We start from the raw sequence: 20,538 nt of genomic DNA on the forward strand, positions 1-20,538 counted from the left end.
AACACCCTTGAGGTGTCTACTGATCGAACGTCAACAAGATAAGTTTGAAATTATATCGATGCCGACCAAAGGGAGTCAACAAAACGCAGGAGCTTCAAGGACTTCCGGCAGTCCGCCCGATCGCAAAGGAACACTCTATGTGGTGGCTGTTTCAATCGGACATCCTGACGATGTGACCGTGCGTGCCATTCAGGTCCTGAGGAAAGTAGATCTCATCGCTTCGGAAGATCCGAAGGCAACGCAACAACTCCTCGCACATCACCATATTCAAGCGATGGTGACGAGCTACGGCCCCCGGAATCTGAAGGAGAAGGCGGCGGTTCTTGTGCAGCGGTTGCAGCGGGGCACTGATGTCGCGCTTGTCTCCGATTGCGGATCTCCCCTTGTGGTCGACCCAGGCCATCTCCTCGTGGTCGCAGCGCATGCACATGGAATCCCTGTGATCCCCATACCGGGCCCTTCCGTAGTGATTGCGGCCCTCACCGCCGCAGGCGTGCCCTGCGAGTCGTTCTATCTTCTTGGATATCTGCCGAGTAAGGCCCCCCATCTCGCCCGCTGCCTTATCGATGCGTTGAAGAGGGAAGTTCCCACGGTGGCGTTTTGCACTGTGAACTCACTGATGCGTGCGGTTCACTTCCTTGTGAACATCGCGCCCCGACGCCTTGTCGTGTTGGCTTGTGACCTGACAAGGTCCAGCGAGCATATTATTCGCGGGACATCACTTCAAGTAAGCCGAAGCCTGCCCGACGTGCAGGGGGAACAGATCACGATTGTTCTTGCGGGAAAAAACCGAGGCGGGCGGAACACAAAACCAAGGAGCGTCTAGTCACTATCCTCCCGACGAATTAAAACTCTGTAGGCTTGGTCCACTCGTTCCTGTGCTAATACCGTGTGTCCTTCATTCTCGACACTACGCGGCACGTTCCGGATAGGGTCGCCGTCATCCAACAAGACCGACAGCACTTCGCCTTCCTTCATCGTTTCAAGCTTGAGTTTGGTCTTCACGAAGTTGTAGGGACAAATCACTCCACGAAGATCAAGCTCTGACGTCGGCACCCCCGGTGCATTCTGATGCTCGTTCATTCTGATGCTGGTTCATCCTGATGATTGAGTGAAGAACAATTTGACCGCATCATCAGGCTATCAAGGATCATTGGAATTGAGCAAGCAGAGTCCCAGCTCAATGAACAGGGGCAGCGCAAGCTGCCCCTGTCAAAAACTCGAACTCCAGAGCGTCTTAATTGAATCCCTTTACCAGATTCGGTTTTGACGCGTCAGTTCCATAGTCGGATGTGTTGGGCATCTTTGTTTCCGGAGTTACTGTTTTATACCCCCATCCTGGTTGAGGTTCGCAATTCCAACAGGGAGCTGTACCGGTGTATTCGCCGATGGTGGTATCCACAATCCCGGTAATTTTGCCTGGCAACACAGATCCCGCCACTCCACCTGTCGTGGTGGTACTGGCTGTCTCAATAGCGCGCTCGTTCGAGGGATTCGGTCGCTGCCCTAGGCCGCCGAATCCGGCGAGTTTCTCGTTGCCTCGCAGCAAGTACACCTCGCGAACAATCTTGCGGCCCGTGCCATACGGTTGATTGGGCGAAGTCGCTTCAACCACTTGGAGCGCGATATCATCGCCGTTGTTCAACACCTTAAACTGATCCAGGTTGGTTCTTTCGTCGAAGTAGACCGTCAGCGAGCTCATGGCTCCGGTTCCCGCACGGCCTTCGTCGTGAGAGCTTCCCCCGGTTTCCAGATGCATCTTCCCCGCCGGAAAATCTATCGCCAGGACACGACCATAAATCGTCTCAGGAAGAGAGAGGCGATCAAGAAATGCACTGCGATCAAAGGTCTGGACCCGATTGGAACTTCCGGACACATCGCCAACCCCGGTTCCCACACCCATTGCGGACCCGCCGGATGATTGCTGTAGTCGCTCTTGAGCTACTGCAACATTCATAGAGCCGACACAAAGCAGTGCGGCCCCTAGTGCCAACGCTTTACGCATGTGCTGCCTCCTTAAAAAGTAGGTGGACGGGACGGATAGTCCCGTAAGAAAGAAATCGATCGATCATAGTGACATCTTGAGCGTTTCCCTGCTTTCGTCTGATCATCAGAAATTGATACCTACATCTTGAGAATCATTGCAGAAATTAGGCTAATAGCACGGCGCTGTCAAGTGGGTAGCACGATCACGGAGTGGGACGTTCAGAAATCGACGCCGCTCATCAAGACACGTTGGCATTGTTCGACCAGTAATCAATCAGCTCGACACTCATCTGGTGCCCGGAGGGAGGGTCGAACTCCCACTCTCTCGCGAGAACCGGATTTTGAGTCCGGCGCGTCTGCCAGTTCCGCCATCCGGGCACATCCACCGCACAGGCACAGCGGGTGTGGTTCTAACACGCCGCAGCCAGAGGGTCAATCGGCATCAATCTCGCGTACCGATGACCCGCAGTAGTTCGGTCACGTCGGTTGTAGCGTTCGTTTAGTATAGAGGCCCCATCACGCACGCACACAGCGACCGCCCAGAGACGGCACGTCGCAAATACCGACCCTCATATTGATCCTACAACGAGGATTGACTCCCGCGGATGTCAGAAGTAGACTAAGCTTAGTCCATAGGGAGGATACACATGAAAGCCGCCACCCGAACTGTGAACGTCCATGAGGCCAAGACCCATTTTTCCAAACTGCTTGCCGCCGTTGCCAAGGGCCAGCACATCACCATTTGCAAAGATGGGACGCCCGTAGCCGAACTTGGCCCTCTGAAACATAAAATTCCTGTCCGCCGTCCAGGATTATTGAAAGGACGAGTGACCGTCTCTGACGATTTTGATGCGACGTTACCACCCGACATGATGGCCGCGTTCGAGGGTGGACCATGAATCTCCTGTTAGACACCCATATCTTTTTGTGGTTTGTGATTCATTCTCCAAGACTCTCGAAAGTCATTTATCACCAGATAGAGGCCACGTCCGAGGTCTATATCAGTGCGGCCTCTCTGTGGGAAGTGGTCATTAAGATTCAGCTGAAAAAGCTCTCCGCGGATCCCGACGAGCTCGCTGTCAAGATCGCTGACAGTGGTTTTCAGGAATTGCCGGTGTCTGTGCGACACGCCCTTGCTCTTAAACAGTTGCCGCTTCATCATCATGACCCCTTTGATCGAATCTTGTTGGCGCAAGCCCATGTGGAAGGTCTGCGCTTGCTCACGTGTGATTCGAGTTTAAAGCCGTATGGTGCGGTGTGTCAGATGGTCTCTTAGGCCAAGTGAGCGTTTACGAAAACTCGCATTTGAATGCCCCGCCCGGAAGGGCGGGGATGAAAAATGCGAGTTTTCGTAACACACCCAGCCTCTCAGCATAGGGTGGGTCCACCGGGCGATCTCTTCCAAGGCCAGATCGTTACGCTGATGCAGCTGCCAGCGACGCATTCTCTGTCTGATCGCCTTGGCCGCTTTCTGGCTCACCGCAGGTGCGAAACTGACTCGCGCGCCGTCAGGTTGGGCATGTATATCCAATCCAGTATATTCTACCCATGAAGCGACTACGATTCCTTGGGGACTCGCTCACGGTTTGCGGGAGTTTCCCGAGGCCGCCAGGCACGACGCGGGCTATCAGTTGGACAAGGTGCAGCGCGGTGAACAGCCGGACGATTTCAAGCCGATGCCTTCTATCGGCAAGGGCGTCGAAGAAATCCGGATGTGGGACGACACCGGCACATACCGCATGGTCTACACGGCCAGGCTAGCCGATGCGGTCTATGTGCTGCACGCATTCCAGAAGAAAACGCAGGCGACGGCCAAGCGTGACATTGAGCTTGCCAAAAAGCGAATCACCGAACTGATGAGAGGTGCCCAATAATGACGAAGACCAAGACCAAAACAAACACTTTCAGCAGCGTGTGGGATGCGATTGCCGACACCCCTGAGCAGGCGGCCAATCTCCAGGCGCGGGCCGAACTGATGCGGCAGATCGCGGCTATCATCAAGGCCAAGGACTGGAAGCAGGCCGACGCCGCAACACATTGCGGCGTCACCCAGCCTCGCATGAACGACTTGTTACGCGGGCGTGTGTCGCGGTTTTGGCTGGACGCCCTGGTGAATATCGCCACGGCACTTGGCCGGCGCGTGCATGTGGAGTTGGAAGTCGCGTAACCAGCCACCGACATGCTGGTGCGACTCTACTTGGGTGCATCATGCCGGAGTGGGGTCAGACCTTGTACTGTGTATTACCGACAACCGTATCTGTTTCTTACACCGTGGGGTGGCCGAAGCACCACATCGGAAATCGCCCAAGGCGCGGCGTCATGAGGAGAATAGAGGCCGCGAACATGGCGTTTATTGGAACATTTGGATGGCAAGGTCGAATCTACTCTCCAACGCCACGCACGATTCAAGATCTGACCCTACTAACATTCTCCAATACTTGACCCTACTAATATTCTACTAACCCATATTTCTTATCGCTGAAGTGGAGATTTCTGCAAAAAGGAATGCCGGACGGTCGTAAAAGCGGTCCGGCCATGATATGGGGGGATGTACTACTTCCCACCCCTTTCAAAGCAGACAGCAGCATCGGTTCCAAACTTGTTGCCAGTCGTATATTCAGAGACGTAGACCATCTTCCAACCATCATACTTTGTGAAAATGGAATCCATCTCATTTTTGTCCCGCATGTCAACACGTTCACAGCGTGTTTGAATGTTTGGACCGTTGGCTCCGCTATCCCATTTGGCTGATAAAACGTTTGCAGGTTGACAGCCGGCGAGGTCGAGGCTCATAAGAGCGATGCCGAGGAGCAAATGCTGGTATCTCACTGTAAAACCTCCTTGCAGCGGGTTGACGGACTAAAATGGAAATGCTGTCCCACTGTCGAATCCAAAATGGCGAGGCTGTCTTATATCTAAGAATCTCAATATAGTCAATTCTTTGCATGTAATCCCACAATGATAATGTCCGCCTTTCCCACAATAGAACTGTCCTCTGTAGACTGCCGGCTCTCACAAGGAGGGCGGGATGGTCGGAAAGGACAGCATCGTCATGAGCGGGAAAGAACTTCGACAAGTCCATGTGATTCACCAAGTCCTCGCGAGGCAGCTCACACACCAAAAAGCCGCTGAGGTGTTAGGGCTCACGCCCCGCCACATTCGCCGGCTCCGGGACCGACTGCGAAAGTAAAGGAGCCGGATACTCGTGGCACTACCTTACTGATCCTCGTAGAATACAGTGACACATAAATCAAAAAGAAAGCCAAGTCCCATCGCACCCCGAAAGACCACATCTTGTCACTCTATTGTGCGAGACTCAGTAAATGCTCAAAACAGTTAGGGTCGGATCTTGAATCGTGCATGGCGTAGGAGATCAGATCGACCTTGTCACTCAATACGTCAACAAACGCCATGTGCGCTAGCCACTATGGTGTTTGCGCCAGCAGCTGTTCGGTCAGTTTCGCGGCCCGGTCGGTTTTGACCTGCGCGAGAATTGCCCCGGCAGTCTTGGCTTTCACCAGCCTGAGGATTTCGATCGCTTTCCGATCCGGCATATGTTCGAGACGCGAGGCGGCGTCCTCAGACGGCATGGATTCGTAGATTTTGGCGAGCCGCGTCCGTTGATCCTGGACCAAACGTTCTTTCTCCTTGGCTCGTGGTCCATCTTCTTTCGCCTGCGCGCTCTGAATCCGCTTTTCCAACGCTTCGTTCTGATCCAACAGTTCCTCAACCTGCCCCCTCACGATCATGAGCCGTTCCTCGTTCTGGCGAATCGATTGCTCACGCCGGTCAAGATCGCGCTTGCGCTGGTCCAGCATCTCGAGTACTTCACGAGGAACATCGATCGCCGGCCCTTGCGTCGCAGGCGGGGCGAACAGCTTGAGATCGTTGTCGTCGGATTCTGCGCTTGAGCCCTCTGCATCCTGCACTTGTGGCGGCACCCTCTGCTTCAGCTCACTCGTCGTTACGGACTGTGTCTTGTATTTTGGTTCGGAGGAGGCTTGTCCCAATTGCACCATGATCCACAAAAGAATAGTCGAACCGACGATCCCAGCAATCATCGTCCAAAGCTGGGAATGCCGGTTTATCCCCGGCACAGTTCTCGCCACCAGCCCAAGGCTGCCGAGACCGAGATAATGTGTCCAGCCCTTGATGGATCGTGCCCTCATGAGTTGCTCGCTTTGACAACGGAATACCGACGGCTCGCCCCTTCATCCGTTGTCCGCTGTTCCTGACGCCCCTCCTCGGCTCGCTGCACTTCGCGGCGTTTGTCGGCGACACGATCAAGAAGCCTGCGCTCCTGGCTGGCTTCGACAAGAAGCGCCTTGGTATGCTGCCACGCTTCGACGGCTTGGTCGATCTCGCAACGCACTCGCCGTAACGCTGCCTGTTGTGAATCTAGACGCCCCTGCCATTCCAGCCAGGCTTCGATCGTCAGCCCTTGCGCTGATTGTCGGTCATAGATGACGACATCCTGCTGAATCTGGGCTTCGATGTCGCGACACCGTTCCTCACTCTGGGCCAGGGTGCGAGTGACCTGCGCCAATTCCATCATCAGACGCTCTACAGTCTGGACGCGTAGCTTTCTCAACGACTCGAGGCTCATGCCGCCTGCTGGGCCAGCGCTTCAAGTTGCTGTACCGACGAAGGCAGGCCGGCCGCCTGGTCGATGTCCTGCCGCAAATACCCATTGATCGCTTCCTGTGCTTGTACGGCACGGTCGAGAGCGGCGTTCATCCCCGGCTTGTAGGCTCCAAGCACAACCAGGTCTTCGGATTCGCGATACCTCGCCACCAATTCGAGGATTGTCCTGGCGGCATCGTAGTGGGGCCGTCCGACGATATCCCGCATCACACGGCTGGTACTCTGAAGGAGATCGATCGCAGGGAAGTGATTACGGGCGGCCAATGTGCGTGACAGGACAATATGGCCGTCCAAGATCGAGCGAGCAGCATCGGCAATTGGATCGGTGAGGTCATCGCCATCGACGAGCACTGTATACAAGCCGGTAATGGTTCCCGGACCTGGCCCGGTCCCGACACGTTCGAGCAGTTTCGGTAGGAGAGTAAACACGGAGGGGGTATAGCCTTTGGTCGTCGGAGGCTCCCCGATCGCCAAACCTACTTCTCTCTGGCTATAGGCGAGTCGCGTCAGTGAATCCATCAACAACAAGACCTGTTTCCCCGCATCACGGAAGTATTCGGCAATCGTCGTCGCGACCAATGCAGCACGCAGCCGTATGAGCGGGGCTTGGTCGGAGGTCGCCACCACCACCACTGAACGTCCGAGTGCCTCTGCGCCCAGATCGCGTTCCAGGAACTCGTTGACCTCACGACCTCGCTCTCCGATGAGGGCAATGACATTGACATCCGCTTTCGTGTAACGGCTGATCATCCCCAACAACACGCTCTTCCCGACTCCCGAACCGGAAAAGATGCCCATCTTCTGGCCACGTCCACAGGTCAGAAATCCATTGATCGCACGAACTCCAAGATCAAGCGGAGTGTGTAGACGAGCTCGTTGTAACGGGTTCGGCGCAGCCGCATAAAGGGGATAGCGCTCAGCGGCTATCAGCGACCCTTTGCCATCCATCGGATTTCCACAGCCGTCGAGAACTCTTCCCAGCAAGCCCGGTCCGACGGCAAGATCGGCCACTTGGCCGGACATGGTAATTCGACTTCCCGGCCCGATCCCTTGCATGTCGCCCAAGGGCATGAGGAGAACACGGTCCCCACGGAATCCCACAACCTCGGCAGGAATCGGCCCTCCAGGCACCTCCCTCGTAATTCGGCAAAGCTCTCCTACGGTCGTCATCGGCCCATACCCTTCCACGACGATCCCAACCGCTTGAGCCACTCTTCCGGACACTTCGATGGGGTCGACGCACTCGATCAGCTTACTAAGACTCATGATGAGCCCTGTTCCTCAGGACATCGCCCAAACGGAACAACTGCGTATCGAGGGAGGCATCGACCAATCGCGTTGCGGTGTGCAAAAGACAGCTTCCTCGTTGGAGAGAAGCCACCGGCTCGATGGTAAGCTTCCGTGCGATATTCTGCCGTCCCACAAGCTCCTCCCGAACCTCTTCAAGTACCGCCGCGTCTGCCGGATGCACCTGTATCACCACGCCATCCGACTCTTCAACCGCGCCTAGTGCCGCCTTGGCCTGCATCACGATTTGTTCGCGGTGAGACTCGGCGGACTCATGAAGTACTTTGGACGCAATCTGAAGCGCGAGCGCGATGATTTCCTCCTCGACCGTCTGACGGAGCGCGGATCGAGCCGCATCAAACTTTCGGACGGCCTCGGTCACTACAGCGAGATCTTGTTGACGCTGCGCTTCGGACTGTCGCCGGCCCTCTGCCAGCCCACGCTCATATTCCATCTGACCGTCATCCCTTCGGAGTGCGCCGTCATCTCCGAATGTCTGAAGCGGCATGCTCTGCAGCCGTACTGCGCCGGCCTTTACAGCGGCATGTTTCAGGACCGTATTCTCGTTACGCAGTCGATGGAGTTCCAATAAACGGCGCACGGTCGAGCGCACAACATCGGCCTGAAAAGGCTTCATCAAGAAATCGGCAGCGCCTGCCTTCATCGCACGGACAGCACGTTCCACCGTCGCTGCTCCAGTCATCACCACTCCGATAATCCGGCTGTCGATCCTCTGTGCCTCTTCCAGGACTGCGATTCCATCCCGGTCCCGGAGCAGAACATCGACGATCAACAGCGCAGGAGCCATCTGCGTCAGCATCGAAATCGCCTCTTGCCCGGAAGCGGCGACGCGAATAGGCACTCGCTCGGGCCTGAATAGTTCGAGGAAGAGGTTTCGTACCCCCTCCTCGTCATCAACCACTAGAACGGATCCCTGAAATTGCGACATTCCTCGTTCGCGAACAGTCACCTCCGGTATGGGCGGCCCCGTCACTACAGCATCTCCTCTCCCGCGCCTGCGATGATGATGCGGCCTTCTTCCTCGAGTTTTCGGCAGACTTTCAGGATATTCTGTTGGGCTTTCTCGATATCGGACACCCTGACCGGCCCCTTGGCCTCCATATCTTCTTTCAACATGTCCGCGGCACGACTCGACATGTTCTTGAAGAATTTCTCCTTCACCTCCGGATTGGCGCCGCGGAGAGCCAACGGAAGGTCGTCCTTGCTGATTTCTTTCATCAATTCCTGTACACCGCGATCGTCGACCTTCACCAGGTCGTCGAAAACGAACATGAGCGCCCGGATCGCGTCCGCCAGCGGCTGGCTCTTCTCCGCAATCTTGCCCATAATGCCGCCCTCGTTGGCCTTATCCATCCGCGTGAGAATGTCGGCCATCACCTCAGGCCCTCCGATGCTCTGTGAACCCACTCCTTTACTCGCCAACAACGTCTCCTGCATGCTTTGGCTCAGTTCCTCCAAGATGTCCGGCTGCACCTCCTCCATGGTGGCAAGCCGGAGCGCCACGTCTCCGCGCATCGATTCCGGAAGCCCTGCAAGCACTTTCCCGGCTTGGTCACTTTCAAGATGCGCGAGAGTGACCGCCACCGTTTGCGCATGCTCGACCTTCAACATTTGGACAAGCGTTTTCACATCGACCCATTTCAGCGCCTCCAGCCCCGGATAACTTTTTCGGGTCATCGATTCGATGATCCGCGCCGCCTTTTCCGGACCCAACGCCTTGATGAGTACGGCCTTGATGAACTCTTTTCCCTGAAACTGAACCTCGCCGGACGCGCTGGCGGTCCGGAAATCCGAGATGACCGCGTCTTCCTCATCTCGTGAAATGTGGGCGGTGCCGTTCATGAAACTTCCCAGCCGCTTGATTTCTTTCGGATCGAGTTGTTTCATGACCTGGGCAGCCGCTTCTTCTCCGATGGCACGAAGCAGAATGGCCGCCTTCTGTTCACCCGTCAGATTCTTCGCCATGGCGATGTGCTAGATGGGGTTATTGCAATATCGTAAATAGCCCGCAGAGGGTGTTGAAAAAGCTCGCCGTCTCACCCGCCCAACCCCCGCGCGCCGAGATGCACTTTTTCCCCTCCAAGGCCGCTGCGAGTGAAAGACCGAGGCGTACGGGGGTGGTACGTTAAGGTCTTGAGCGATGCGAGAACGACGCTGATACTCCTTACGGCGCAAGCCGTTCCACATGGCTCACTTATAGAGCCGCGTCCTGGTCAAATTCAGCCACGACGCGAGCCTCGCGCTCGGCCTGTGCCGCCGCGGGCGAGGGCCACGCCGGGATCTCGGCGTACTCCCCGCGTGTGCCATGAATGCACAGGAGGAACTTGCCGGTGGCCGTCCGGCAAAACTCCGCACGGTCCACCGTTGACACTCCGTCAGGTTTGCCCGCCATATCCTGAGTTCCTTTCTTCTCGGACACGCACTGCCATATGATGCTTACCACCGATACCCTCCGCGCAACGGTCCCCGAATCGTGGCACTGCCCCCACGTCTACGCGCGCCGCCCGTAGCCGTTGGATTGTTATGGAGGGCTTTTGCAACATCCTCATGTGGGGTTCTTGAGCCACTGTTTCACAACGACGGCGGTCGTGTCGGGATTCTTTCTCGCCATGTCGATGATCTGCACCCGGTCCGGCGAGCCGGCCAATGAGGCCTCCGCCGTTCCGACTGTGCCGGGCAGCGAAGATATCGACGCTTCGGCCTGCGTCTGCGCCGTCGTCGAACCCAACATCGTCAACAACGGACGGACAACGAACAGGAGAATCACTGTAAACAGAAGGATTCCGACCGCATAGCGGAGATACGGCAACCATGACTTTGGGCCTTCCGCCATGGCTTCTGCCGTCGTACTCTGCACCTCGTCCGGTTCCGCACCGAATTGAACGTTGACGACTTGAACCTGATCTTGCCGCTCGGTCGAAAAGCCCATCGCTTTCTTGACGATCTCCTCAATCCTTTTCAAATCTTCTTCCGAACGTGGGGTGTATTTGCGCGCGGCAGCCGGCGTATCCGTCGACTGTCCCTCACCGAGTTTGGCTGTCTCATAGATCCCATCGACCAGCACGGCCACGGACAATTGTTTAATGACGCCCACCGGCTCGACGATTTTTGAAACGGTTCGACTGATCTCGTAGTTGACCGTCTCATTTTTCGTCTGACTGTTGCTTGAACTGCTTTGCGCGGGCTCTTGATCCGTTCCCGGCGGCACGTTCGACTGCACACCCGGCACGCCGCCGCCGACGCCGTTGGTGCCGTTGGCCTTTTCCTGCCCTCGCTGTTCGCTCCTCACCACCTGGCTGTTCGGATCGTACCGCTCCTCCGTCGTCTCGACCTTTCGAAAATCGACCACGCTGGATACGCGTACCACGGCCTTGTTGGCTCCGACGATCCGCTCCAACATCGTTTGGATACGCGTTTCCACGTCCTTTTCGACGCTGCGCTGATAGTCGAGTTGTGCATTGGTCAAACCGGAGGTTTCGTCCGTCATGGTGGTCGACAACATACGACCGTGCCCATCCACCACGGTCACATCGCGGGCCTGCAGGCCTTCCACGCTGCTGGACACCAGGTGGATGACCCCTTGCACCTGCGACTGAGTCAACTGTTGTCCGTTGCGAAGGGACACGATCACGGACGCTCGCGCTTTCTCCTGCTCGTGGGCGAAGAGCCGCCGTTCCGGAATCGCCAGATGAACCCGCGCTCGTTCGACTTCCGGCAGCTGTGCGATGGTTCTGGCCAACTCGCCCTGTAACGCGCGCCGATAGTTGAGCTTCTGGACGAATTCGGACATGCCGATCGACGTCCGGTCAAAAATTTCGAACCCGACTCCTCCGCCGTGGGGAAGCCCTTGGGTCGCCAGTTGCAGTCGTAGCTCATGGACCTGAGCGCTCGGAACCAACACCGTTGATCCACCGCCCGTTGTTTCGTACGGCACCTTCGTCTCCTTCAACTTATCGATGATGGCGGCGGCGTCTTCGCTGCTGAGATTCGTGAACAACACCTGCATGTCGGGTTGCTGCGTCCATAGCGCGAGGGCGATGAGGCCGGCCACCGATCCGGCCAGAGCGATGAGGATGATCATCCGCTGATTGACGGAGAACTTGGAGAACATGCTAGCCACTCCCCTTCATCGCGTCTGACCGATCACACCTGCATCCGTTGAATTTCTTCATAGGCCGCGACCAGTTTGTTCCTGATTTGCATCATCAACTGGAAAGACACGTCTGCCTGCTGCAGCGCAACCATCGTCCGGTGAATGTCCTGCGTGTCACCTGTCATGAGGGCCTCCACCGCGCGGCCGGCTTCCAGCTGCGTGTCGTTAACCTTTCCAATCGCGGACTTGAGAGAATCCACGAATCCGGAGGTGCCGGCTGTCCCGGCTGACCCAACCCCCTGAGCCACATCGGGAATGGGAGCGATACCGGATGTCGGACCGTATATCTGACTCATCATCACCTCCCGATCTCGAGCGCCTTGTTCCACATGGCGCGTGTCGCATTGATCGCCTGGACATTGGCTTCGTACGCGCGAGAAGCGCCGATCATGTTCACCATCTCTTCCATGACATTCACGTTGGGAAGGCGCACGAACCCTTTGGGATCGGCGTCCGGATGATGGGGATCATAAATCAGCTGTCCAGGCTTGGGATCTTCCACCACTCGTGCGACGGAGACCCCTTCGAGCGCGTGCGCCGCCGGTCCGATCGCGACTTTGTGGAACGCTTGCTGAAAGGCACCTGGAACCGCCGTCGAACGAAAGACGACATCCCGTCGTTTGTACGGACCACCCGTCGGCGTCTTGGTCGATTGGGCATTCGCAAGATTGCTGGCGATCACGTTGAGTCGTCGCCGCTGGGCATCCAAACCGGAAACCGATACGGCCAGACTGTCGGACATTTCCATGATGGGCCTCCTTTATCAGCTGTCAGCCGGATTGCCGACTCGGCAAGCTGAGCGGCTATGTGTTATCTCGCATCTCGTATTGCACTCAGTAATCCGTTGAACTTCTTGGCCAGTATCGTCGCAGCTGCGTTGTACTGCATGGCGTTCTCGGACAATTTGGCCATCTCCAACTCGAGATTCACGGAGTTTGCGTCGAGCGGGAGATCGCCGGCAGGGACTTCACTGAGTTTCCCCGTGACTGCCTGAACACCCTGCGGCACGTGAGCGCCGAAGTGTCCAGACTGAGTCGCAGCCATGACGATCGGCAGGCGTCCCTTGCGGGCCGACTGTAATTGATCCATAAAGGTCAACTCTGATGCACGATAGCCCGGCGTTTCTTCGTTGGCCAAGTTCGAAGCGATCACTCGTTGTCGTGCGCTGCGAAGATCAAGTGTTCGCTCCAATAGCCGCATCGTTCGATCAAAAATCGTCATGACCCCATGCTCCTTTCCACCAACGACGCTTAATCCTTGCAACCATAATGCCTGTCGGAGCAGTGAGGTGACGGCCATGGGCACTGCCACGTGCAGTCCATCGGACTCACTCTACTCATCCGGCCCCTGCTTGACCGTAGCAAGAACTTGCCGACCGGCACTTTTTGCCTCGTTCATGGCGCAGTGATAGACAATGGTCGTTCAGTTTCTCGATACTCTCGCAGTTTATTTCGTAACGTACGAATGCTGATGCCCAGCTCCTTCGCCGCGTGGGTACGATTGTCCTTCACTCGTGCCAGCGTCTTAAAAATCAACTCCCTCTCCATTTCCCACAGGGAGCCGTTGACCGGCTGTTGCGGACGGATAGGCTGAACCGGCGTTTCTCCGCTTTGTTCAGAAGGACAGTGTTCGGGAAGGATCGGACCATGCCCTGCCAGCAACACCGCCCGTTCCATGACATTCTCTAATTCACGGACGTTTCCTTTCCATGTCAACCGTTGCAAGTGAGCAGTCGCGCTTTCCGACAGTGTCGGTTGCGCCAGACCATTCCTCGTGGCCGACTGGCTCACAAAATGCCGCGCGAGCAATGGAATATCGATCGTGCGTTCACGCAGTGGGGGAACCGTGACCGGAAAAACATTGAGACGATAGTACAGATCCTCCCGAAAGCGTCCTTGCTCGACTTCTCGATAGAGCGCCCGATTGGTCGTCGCGATCACGCGAATATTGATTGAAACCGGATCGCGCCCCCCGATACGATCGACCTCACGTTCCTGCAGCACGCGCAACAACTTTGCCTGGAGGCTCAAGTTCATTTCACTGATCTCGTCCAGGAGCAGTGTGCCGGTATGAGCCATCTCAAACTTGCCGATTTTTCTGATCAATGCGCCGGTGAACGCACCGCGCTCGTGGCCGAAGAGTTCGCTCTCGAGCAACCCATCCGGCAACGCCGCACAATTGACCGCGATGAACGGCCGATGAGCCCGTGGACTTCGATTATGGATAAACCGAGCTAACAGCTCTTTTCCGGTGCCGCTCTCCCCCTGAATCAGTACGGTGGCCTGACTGGATGCCACCCCTTCGATGGTACTGATGAGCCGGATCATTCCTGGGTCTTGGGTTAAGAGAGCCCTGTTATCCAGGGGATTGGGCGAGTGACCAGCGACGGTTCCTTCTTCTCGTCCCGATTTGAGATTTGCGATGACTCGCTCCAGCACGTCCATTGAGAACGGTTTCAAGAGATACTCACCGGCACCCAGCTTCATGGCCTCGACGGCGGTTTCTATGGCTCCATAAGCCGTCATCAGAACGATCGTGGCTTGAGGAGCACGCGCCCTGACCTCCTTGATCAATTCGAGCCCGTTCAGACGCGGCATCCGGAGGTCGGTCAGCACCATCCAGGGACGAAAATGGGCGATCCGTTCGATGGCGTCCATCCCATCGACCGCTCCTTGCACAGAATAGCCGAGCCGCTTGACCGTCTCCATGAGCGCGTTCCGCATGGAGGGGTCGTCATCGACGATGAGAATGCGCTCGCTCTCGTCACCATTTTCAGAAAGAAGGTTACTCTTCTCACGGTCATTCATGAGACCATTCCTCCGCTCACATTACCCCATGCTCAACTGAGAGAGCGTCACTGGATTCAGGCTCGCTCCGCGTTCGGACTTGCGCCTCATGTGGATCTCCGCCGATCGAAGGATGAGGGAGAATAATCGAGCATGCGGTGCCTTGCCCGACCCTGCTCTCGACATCGATCCGTCCTTGGTGCGCTTCAACGATCGAATGCACAATCGCCAGGCCGAGACCGGTTCCCTCCTCCTTCGTCGTGAAGAATGGATCGAATATGCGCGAGCGATGAGCAGGATCAATGCCGATGCCGGAATCTCGTACGGTCAGCCGAACAGCGGACGTGCCAAGCGTCTGCGGCGGTTCTTGGGAAAGGCTGATCGCCAAAACACCTCCATTCGGCATCGCCTGAACCGCATTGACGATCAGGTTTACGAGGACTTGCTTCAGCTGTCCGTCATGACACCAGATCGAATGGACCTTCCGACTCATATCCACTCGGATGTCAACCGGCACTCGGGTGAGCGCATGGGCGGCCAACTTGATCGATTCGCCGATCAATGGCTCAGCCAAGTGCCAATCACGAACCATGCGAACGGGTCTGGTGTACAGCAAGAGATTGCCCAGCAAACGATCCATCGATTGGACGGCCTCCGAGATCTGCAGGGCATAACGCTTGGCGGACGACTGCTCGGCCAGATCGCGCTGCAGCATGGACGCGAAAAGCTCCACACTGCCCAAGGGATTCCTGATCTCGTGGGCGATCCGGCCGATCAGCTCTCCCATGGCCGCAAGCCGTTCCTTGCGCTGCAGCTGTTCCTCAAGCTGATAGATGCGGGTGATGTCCTGAAGCAGAATGAGGTGGCCGGAGCGCTCTCCGGAATCGTTGCGGAGCGGAACCCGGCTAATGGAGACGACCGTCTGTCCGACGCGTTGCGGCCGATCAGACAGGCCGAGGCCCACCTCCGCCAATACGTCCGTCGCCCGACGGTTCCGAAGTTCGACATCCGTGGCGTCCAGTACCGTCTCGGCGGCGCGATTGCTGCGACTGATCGTCTCGCAATCGTCCACCACCAACACCCCTGTCGACAAAGACTCAAGAACCCCATCCAGATGCACGCGCATGGCCTCGTTGTCGCCAAGCTGCCGACGAAGAGCCTCGTTGCTCTGCGCCAACTCCAGATCCATCTGTTCCACGCGTGCCGTGAGCGCACTGTACGACTGCTGCAACGTTTGAGAAGCCTCATCAAAACTTCTGAATGCGGCGCGCAGCAGTTCACGTTCCTCCGGATGCCCGGCCACGGCATTCGTCATAGTCCCTCTGATCTCCCCGAACGACCGGCCGTCCGCAAACTCGCTTTAAGGAACGACGACAGTCGGTTCAGCATCGGATCGTCCGTGACATCGAGCTCGGCCAGCGCGACGGTGGCACGATCATATTGTTTTAACGCCGTCCAATGTTGGGCGGTTTGCAGACGCGCCCAATCGGCTTGAGACGCGTTCGGTTTCTTTTCCAACACTGATTGATAGGCGGCGATCGCCCGCTCATATCGATTCAGTCGCGACAGGGTATCCGCATAGGATATGAGCGCATCGGACGATTGCGCTGCGCCGGCTCTGAACGCCTCTTCGTAGGCCAGTGCGGACTCATCGAGTTTTTCCAGTTCGCCCAGCGTCTTGGCCAACTGGATATACATGGCCGGTCGTTCCGGATGAACGGGATGGCGCAAGAGCCACGTACGGCACAAATGGAGAAGCCCTTGCAGATCCCGCTGTTGCCGCATGGTATCGATCAGGAGATCCACCACTTCCCCTTCGTACTTTCCGAGAGGGAATTGAAACCGATATCGCTCCAGCACTTTTCTGGCGGCTTGAGGATCCTGCTGATCAAGATAGATCTTTCCAAGGCCGATCAAGGCAGGTTCGAGCAATGCCGAATCGCTGTGCGATTTAATGACTGACTGGTACAGCCGTACGGCCTCCAGGGAGAATCCCAAGCGCCGATGAGAGTCCGCTATGTCAAGCAACAGAGGAGAACGCGCATAGCGTTGCTCGGCCATTGCCCCATGTCTATGAAACAGACTGACGACCGTCAGGTCGTCTCGCGACGCAATCGCCGCCTCGACCCACGGTGTCAGCAGTGCGGACAGGCGCTCCGAGGCTTTCATGGCCCATGGATCGTTCTTATTGGCGACTCGAAGCGTGATCTCCTTGTAGGTTTGAAGCGCTCGATGCATGTCGCGTGCATGTTCGTATTCTTTGCCGAGGTAATACAGGGCCTCACTTCCCATCGCATTACCGACTTCGCGAGTCGCAATCTCTTCGAGCAGCGATCGGTAGGAGACGTCCGTCTGGTCCGGAATCGGCACATCATGGATCATGGCGCTGACCGTGAGCCCGAGCGAATTGCTGCCGGCCGGCAACATGTTCTCCGCGCGTAACGCAGCGAGCCGGAGTTTGGCCGTCGTCTCCAACGCGCTGGTCGGATAGAGCGAGGGAATCAGAGCATAGATGAACTCAGCAAGAGGCTGTTTGGCACCAGCCCGCAATCCCTCGGCTACGTGCAGCAGAGCCGTAGGCGCATATTCATGGCGAGGATAGAGATTGTAGAAGAGCAACATGAGCTCTCGAGCGGAAGCCACGTGATGCAGGTTCGCCTGCGTGACGGCATACCGCTGAAGAGACAAAGGGTCGCCTCTCAGGAGATGCGGCCATCGTCGGTAGCCGATATCGAACATCGGCTGCGCTTCGGAAAATCGTTGCTCTCTGAACAGCGCATGAGCCAACCCCAACGTCGCTCCTTGGAGCAACAGCTCGTCTTCACGTCGTTTTCGAACGTCGACAAACGCATGCTCGGCATCGCTCCATTTCCCCATGGCCATGAACGTGTACCCAAGACCCAACAAAGCCCGATTCCTATCGAAGGGAACAGTGACGGAATGGGCCATAGCTTGCTCGTACAGCGCTTGGGCCTCTTGGAACGCGCCTTGCTCAAAATATAAATCCGCGATCCGCCATCCCGCTCTCCCGGCATTTGACGATTGTGGATGATCTCGAAGGAGTTTTTTGTACTCCACAATCGCCTCGAACCGGGATTGGCCCGAGACACCCTCACGCAACAAGAGTTCGACCAGGAAGGCCTTCGCCGATGGGACGAGCGGACTTTCAGGATGTTCCTTTACGATCTTCCCAAAGAAACGTTGCGCCTCCGACCATGCGTTCTTCTTGTACGCGGACCAGCCTTCTTGCCAAGCCAGACCGTCAATCCCCGACGATCGGCCCTCCTGACGAGGCCCGTCATCAGGCAGCGGTTGGGCCAGCCGTTCACCAGATACTGGATGCCGTATCGATGTCGTTCGTTCGGTGACTGCCGCGATCGAAGTATTGGGAGAAGAATACGAGGGGGCCTCCCCGAGTGTCGGGGAAGAGAACGACATCCAGGCGGCCATTGAGCACAGGAATGGACGATATCGTAAACAGCATCGATACACGACGATAGGGCATCAGCAAAGCTCATGCCCTGTACCGGTCCAGAAAACTCGCAGGAAATCAGGAGAGTTATCGAGAGAAATCGCGTGCCTGGATGGATCGTGTCAGGATTGGCGTCGGCTAGGTCGAGAGGTCGTCAATCTTTTGACTGGCAGGCCGCGGCCATAACGGGAGGGTGTCTAGATTGGATCGTGGATCCACACCCTTACGCTTAAGTTTTTCAACCAATGTCGTCCGGTTCAGGTGGAGCAGCTGCGCTGCGCGAGAGGTGACACCGTTGGCTTTGCGCAAGGCTTCCATGATGAGATGTTTTTCGTACTGCTCAACTTCTCTGGAAAGATTGATGCCGTCCTCACTGAACCGGATGAACTGCTCCGTGAGTTCGGGTCCCGACGACCTCCGACAGATTTTCTCGGGGAGATCTCCGATGGAGAGCTCTCCGTGCTTCTTCAGCACGACCAACCGCTCGATCATGTTCTCCAACTCCCGAATGTTGCCGGGCCAGTCGTACGTGGCCAACAGATGGAGCGCCTCGGGAGCAAGGCCTGAAACCTCGGCGTGCTTGGTTTGATTGAAGCGACTCAGAAAATGGTCGATCAGGAGCGGAATGTCGCTCCGGCGCTCTCGTAACGGAGGGATCACGATGGGAATCACATTGAGACGATAGAAGAGGTCTTTGCGAAATCGTTTTTCCTCAACCAACGTTTCCAAATCCTGATTGGTCGCGGCAACGATACGCACATCCACATGAATCGTCCGATTTCCTCCCACACGCTCGAATTCCCGCTCCTGTAACACCCGAAGCAGCTTCACTTGCAACGGCAGGCTCATTTCGCCGATCTCATCGAGAAAGATGGTCCCTCCGTTTGCCAGTTCAAAACGGCCCATCCGCGCATGAGTCGCTCCCGTGAACGCCCCTTTCTCATGCCCGAAGAGTTCCGACTCCAATAGACTTTCCGGGATGGCGCCGCAATTTACCGGGACCAACGGACGATCCTTTCGGAGACTATTGAAGTGCAGCATGCGAGCCACCAACTCCTTGCCGGTGCCGCTCTCGCCTTGAACCATGACCGTGCTGTCGCTGTCGGCGACTTTTCGGACGAACTCCATCACCTGTTGGATCGGCTCGCTGGTGCCCACCAGCTGTTCCAACCGATATTGATCGCGTACGGTCTTCCGCAAAAGGTGGTTTTCTTGCCGGAGCCGAAGGAGCTCAGCCGCCTTTCGAACCACCATGGCTACGGCCTCAAGGTCAAATGGCTTGGTAATGAAGTCGAACGCGCCGGACTTCATGGCACGGACCGCTGTTTCAATGGTGCCGAATCCGGTCATCATGATGGGAATGATCTTCGCGTCGAGCTTCGCAAGGCGATCGATGATCTCGAGTCCATCGATATCGGGCAACTGAAAATCCGTGATCACGATGTGGACCACTGAGTCCTTCACCGTCTGGATTGCCACCGCGCCGTCCTCGGCAGTTGAGACGTGATACTCCTCCTGGATCAGGGCTTCCTGCAGAACATCACGCACGGCAGGATCGTCATCGACCACCAGTATGTGGAGTTGACTCATGCTCAATGTCCTTTGGAATACGAATTGAGAAAACGAACCTAGAATAATGACCTGCGGCAGGCAATGCAAGCCGTATCAATAAACTCAGCAATCGATCTCCCTTGGAGGAGGGCCCCTTTCTTGACAGGTTCTTCGGCCTATTGGTACTGTGCGAGACGAAGTTCGAACACGATCTCATAACCGGGCTGGCGTAGCTCAATCGGCAGAGCAGCGGTTTTGTAAACCTTTCGGACACTCCCACACATGTCCTTGTCAGAGAAGTGGAACAGCGCTCCAGCAGCGGAGTTTGGTCGTTTTGCGGGCTCAGTTGTGCTCAGTGCAATTCAGGGGAGTTTCGCCGAGTTTCGCCGTAAAGAGAACACGCCGGGAACACGTAGTGTTAGTCTCTAGAGACGTCGGATGCTCACGACGCCTCCTGAACAGTCGGGGGAAGCGCTCGTCTCGCCTGTCTGGGAGGCTCGTGTGACACCTGGCCGGTCACGGCTCAGAGGACCATCGTGCTCGTTCGGATCTCGTCACAAAGACGGGTGTGCGCCTTCCCATCCATGATCAGGGTTTCAATCCCGAACTCTTCAAGATTATTTGCCGTGAATTGTCTC

23 protein-coding genes and 1 tRNA gene are annotated in these 20,538 nt (G+C 56.6%); 6 read left to right on the forward strand and 18 right to left on the reverse strand.

Annotated features, from left to right (window positions below; all coding sequences use genetic code 11):
* Positions 1-7 precede the first annotated feature (7 nt).
* Positions 8-826, forward strand: a complete 819-nt coding sequence (locus P0120_00495; protein MDF0672809.1) for an SAM-dependent methyltransferase — start codon at positions 8-10, stop codon at positions 824-826.
* Here the strand turns inward: P0120_00495 and P0120_00500 are convergent.
* The 3 genes from P0120_00500 to P0120_00510 form a co-directional block, all read right to left on the reverse strand.
* On the reverse strand, positions 823-1,083 hold the full coding sequence (locus P0120_00500) for a sulfurtransferase TusA family protein (GenBank protein ID MDF0672810.1): 261 nt from the start codon (positions 1,081-1,083) through the stop codon (positions 823-825). The genes P0120_00495 and P0120_00500 overlap by 4 nt on opposite strands.
* Before the next feature lie 154 nt (positions 1,084-1,237).
* On the reverse strand, positions 1,238-2,005 hold the full coding sequence (locus P0120_00505) for a hypothetical protein (protein ID MDF0672811.1): 768 nt from the start codon (positions 2,003-2,005) through the stop codon (positions 1,238-1,240).
* Positions 2,006-2,277: 272 nt separating this feature from the next.
* A tRNA-Leu gene (locus P0120_00510) sits at positions 2,278-2,364 on the reverse strand.
* 269 nt (positions 2,365-2,633) lie between these two features.
* Between P0120_00510 and P0120_00515 the strand changes: the two genes are divergently transcribed.
* The 4 genes from P0120_00515 to P0120_00530 all read left to right on the forward strand — a co-directional run bounded on the left by P0120_00515 (position 2,634) and on the right by P0120_00530 (position 4,153).
* Positions 2,634-2,885, forward strand: a complete 252-nt coding sequence (locus P0120_00515) for a type II toxin-antitoxin system Phd/YefM family antitoxin (protein ID MDF0672812.1) — start codon at positions 2,634-2,636, stop codon at positions 2,883-2,885.
* Entirely contained in the window at positions 2,882-3,262 is a 381-nt protein-coding gene (locus P0120_00520; protein MDF0672813.1) for a type II toxin-antitoxin system VapC family toxin, read from the forward strand. Before P0120_00515 ends, P0120_00520 begins: the two co-directional genes overlap by 4 nt.
* Positions 3,263-3,572: 310 nt before the next feature.
* Positions 3,573-3,860: a type II toxin-antitoxin system RelE/ParE family toxin gene (locus P0120_00525; GenBank protein MDF0672814.1), complete on the forward strand. Its 288-nt coding sequence runs from the start codon at positions 3,573-3,575 to the stop codon at positions 3,858-3,860.
* Positions 3,860-4,153, forward strand: a complete 294-nt coding sequence (locus P0120_00530; protein ID MDF0672815.1) for a helix-turn-helix transcriptional regulator — start codon at positions 3,860-3,862, stop codon at positions 4,151-4,153. Before P0120_00525 ends, P0120_00530 begins: the two co-directional genes overlap by 1 nt.
* A 386-nt stretch (positions 4,154-4,539) precedes the next feature.
* Here P0120_00530 and P0120_00535 read toward each other — a convergent pair whose 3' ends face one another.
* Complete coding sequence (locus P0120_00535) at positions 4,540-4,815, reverse strand: hypothetical protein (protein ID MDF0672816.1); 276 nt, start codon at positions 4,813-4,815, stop codon at positions 4,540-4,542.
* Between the two features lie 199 nt (positions 4,816-5,014).
* Between P0120_00535 and P0120_00540 the strand changes: the two genes are divergently transcribed.
* Positions 5,015-5,176 (forward strand): hypothetical protein, encoded by a 162-nt coding sequence (locus P0120_00540; GenBank protein MDF0672817.1) that lies wholly within the window; start codon positions 5,015-5,017, stop codon positions 5,174-5,176.
* A 235-nt stretch (positions 5,177-5,411) separates the two neighbouring features.
* On the opposite strand, the gene P0120_00545 is transcribed toward P0120_00540, so the two are convergent.
* From P0120_00545 to P0120_00610, 14 genes are all read right to left on the reverse strand, one after another.
* Positions 5,412-6,155, reverse strand: a complete 744-nt coding sequence (locus tag P0120_00545; GenBank protein ID MDF0672818.1) for a hypothetical protein — start codon at positions 6,153-6,155, stop codon at positions 5,412-5,414.
* Positions 6,152-6,592, reverse strand: coding sequence for a flagellar FliJ family protein (locus P0120_00550; GenBank protein ID MDF0672819.1), 441 nt, complete (start codon positions 6,590-6,592; stop codon positions 6,152-6,154). The genes P0120_00545 and P0120_00550 overlap by 4 nt, the downstream gene beginning before the upstream one ends.
* Positions 6,589-7,896: a FliI/YscN family ATPase gene (locus P0120_00555; GenBank protein ID MDF0672820.1), complete on the reverse strand. Its 1,308-nt coding sequence runs from the start codon at positions 7,894-7,896 to the stop codon at positions 6,589-6,591. The genes P0120_00550 and P0120_00555 overlap by 4 nt, the downstream gene beginning before the upstream one ends.
* On the reverse strand, positions 7,886-8,911 hold the full coding sequence (locus P0120_00560; protein MDF0672821.1) for a response regulator: 1,026 nt from the start codon (positions 8,909-8,911) through the stop codon (positions 7,886-7,888). The genes P0120_00555 and P0120_00560 overlap by 11 nt, the downstream gene beginning before the upstream one ends.
* Positions 8,911-9,903 carry a flagellar motor switch protein FliG gene (gene fliG, locus P0120_00565; GenBank protein MDF0672822.1) on the reverse strand — a complete coding sequence of 331 codons (993 nt, stop codon included), beginning with the start codon at positions 9,901-9,903 and terminating at the stop codon, positions 8,911-8,913. Before fliG ends, P0120_00560 begins: the two co-directional genes overlap by 1 nt.
* 229 nt (positions 9,904-10,132) lie before the next feature.
* The gene (locus tag P0120_00570) at positions 10,133-10,381 is read right to left on the reverse strand and encodes a hypothetical protein (GenBank protein MDF0672823.1); all 249 of its coding nucleotides are present in this window, start codon (positions 10,379-10,381) and stop codon (positions 10,133-10,135) included.
* A gap of 102 nt (positions 10,382-10,483) precedes the next feature.
* Complete coding sequence (fliF, locus tag P0120_00575) at positions 10,484-12,049, reverse strand: flagellar basal-body MS-ring/collar protein FliF (protein MDF0672824.1); 1,566 nt, start codon at positions 12,047-12,049, stop codon at positions 10,484-10,486.
* A 32-nt stretch (positions 12,050-12,081) separates the two neighbouring features.
* Positions 12,082-12,390 carry a flagellar hook-basal body complex protein FliE gene (gene fliE / locus P0120_00580; protein MDF0672825.1) on the reverse strand — a complete coding sequence of 103 codons (309 nt, stop codon included), beginning with the start codon at positions 12,388-12,390 and terminating at the stop codon, positions 12,082-12,084.
* Positions 12,390-12,839, reverse strand: a complete 450-nt coding sequence (flgC, locus tag P0120_00585) for a flagellar basal body rod protein FlgC (GenBank protein MDF0672826.1) — start codon at positions 12,837-12,839, stop codon at positions 12,390-12,392. Before flgC ends, fliE begins: the two co-directional genes overlap by 1 nt.
* 62 nt (positions 12,840-12,901) lie before the next feature.
* A complete protein-coding gene (gene flgB, locus P0120_00590; protein MDF0672827.1) occupies positions 12,902-13,390 on the reverse strand; it encodes a flagellar basal body rod protein FlgB in 489 nt (162 codons plus the stop codon).
* A gap of 95 nt (positions 13,391-13,485) precedes the next feature.
* Positions 13,486-14,898 carry a sigma-54 dependent transcriptional regulator gene (locus P0120_00595; GenBank protein ID MDF0672828.1) on the reverse strand — a complete coding sequence of 471 codons (1,413 nt, stop codon included), beginning with the start codon at positions 14,896-14,898 and terminating at the stop codon, positions 13,486-13,488.
* A gap of 16 nt (positions 14,899-14,914) precedes the next feature.
* On the reverse strand, positions 14,915-16,192 hold the full coding sequence (locus P0120_00600; GenBank protein ID MDF0672829.1) for an ATP-binding protein: 1,278 nt from the start codon (positions 16,190-16,192) through the stop codon (positions 14,915-14,917).
* A complete protein-coding gene (locus P0120_00605) occupies positions 16,189-18,315 on the reverse strand; it encodes a tetratricopeptide repeat protein (protein ID MDF0672830.1) in 2,127 nt (708 codons plus the stop codon). The genes P0120_00600 and P0120_00605 overlap by 4 nt, the downstream gene beginning before the upstream one ends.
* Before the next feature lie 172 nt (positions 18,316-18,487).
* On the reverse strand, positions 18,488-19,939 hold the full coding sequence (locus P0120_00610; GenBank protein MDF0672831.1) for a sigma-54 dependent transcriptional regulator: 1,452 nt from the start codon (positions 19,937-19,939) through the stop codon (positions 18,488-18,490).
* Positions 19,940-20,538 lie beyond the last annotated feature (599 nt).

Origin of the sequence: Nitrospira sp. (assembly GCA_029194675.1) — a bacterium.
Lineage (GTDB): Bacteria > Nitrospirota > Nitrospiria > Nitrospirales > Nitrospiraceae > Nitrospira_D.

Excerpts from the sequence above, each read along its gene's own strand:
- P0120_00550 (MDF0672819.1), bottom strand. The coding sequence starts at position 6,592 with ATGAGCCTCGAGTCGTTGAGAAAGCTACGCGTCCAGACTGTAGAGCGT.
- P0120_00545 (MDF0672818.1), bottom strand. The coding sequence starts at position 6,155 with ATGAGGGCACGATCCATCAAGGGCTGGACACATTATCTCGGTCTCGGC.
- flgC (MDF0672826.1), bottom strand. The coding sequence starts at position 12,839 with ATGGAAATGTCCGACAGTCTGGCCGTATCGGTTTCCGGTTTGGATGCC.
- P0120_00595 (MDF0672828.1), bottom strand. The coding sequence starts at position 14,898 with ATGAATGACCGTGAGAAGAGTAACCTTCTTTCTGAAAATGGTGACGAG.
- P0120_00600 (MDF0672829.1), bottom strand. The coding sequence starts at position 16,192 with ATGACGAATGCCGTGGCCGGGCATCCGGAGGAACGTGAACTGCTGCGC.
- P0120_00520 (MDF0672813.1), top strand. The coding sequence starts at position 2,882 with ATGAATCTCCTGTTAGACACCCATATCTTTTTGTGGTTTGTGATTCAT.
- P0120_00605 (MDF0672830.1), bottom strand. The coding sequence starts at position 18,315 with ATGTCGTTCTCTTCCCCGACACTCGGGGAGGCCCCCTCGTATTCTTCT.
- P0120_00530 (MDF0672815.1), top strand. The coding sequence starts at position 3,860 with ATGACGAAGACCAAGACCAAAACAAACACTTTCAGCAGCGTGTGGGAT.
- P0120_00610 (MDF0672831.1), bottom strand. The coding sequence starts at position 19,939 with ATGAGTCAACTCCACATACTGGTGGTCGATGACGATCCTGCCGTGCGT.
- P0120_00515 (MDF0672812.1), top strand. The coding sequence starts at position 2,634 with ATGAAAGCCGCCACCCGAACTGTGAACGTCCATGAGGCCAAGACCCAT.
- fliE (MDF0672825.1), bottom strand. The coding sequence starts at position 12,390 with ATGATGAGTCAGATATACGGTCCGACATCCGGTATCGCTCCCATTCCC.
- fliF (MDF0672824.1), bottom strand. The coding sequence starts at position 12,049 with ATGTTCTCCAAGTTCTCCGTCAATCAGCGGATGATCATCCTCATCGCT.
- flgB (MDF0672827.1), bottom strand. The coding sequence starts at position 13,390 with ATGGCCGTCACCTCACTGCTCCGACAGGCATTATGGTTGCAAGGATTA.
- P0120_00505 (MDF0672811.1), bottom strand. The coding sequence starts at position 2,005 with ATGCGTAAAGCGTTGGCACTAGGGGCCGCACTGCTTTGTGTCGGCTCT.
- P0120_00540 (MDF0672817.1), top strand. The coding sequence starts at position 5,015 with ATGGTCGGAAAGGACAGCATCGTCATGAGCGGGAAAGAACTTCGACAA.
- P0120_00500 (MDF0672810.1), bottom strand. The coding sequence starts at position 1,083 with ATGAACGAGCATCAGAATGCACCGGGGGTGCCGACGTCAGAGCTTGAT.
- P0120_00555 (MDF0672820.1), bottom strand. The coding sequence starts at position 7,896 with ATGAGTCTTAGTAAGCTGATCGAGTGCGTCGACCCCATCGAAGTGTCC.
- fliG (MDF0672822.1), bottom strand. The coding sequence starts at position 9,903 with ATGGCGAAGAATCTGACGGGTGAACAGAAGGCGGCCATTCTGCTTCGT.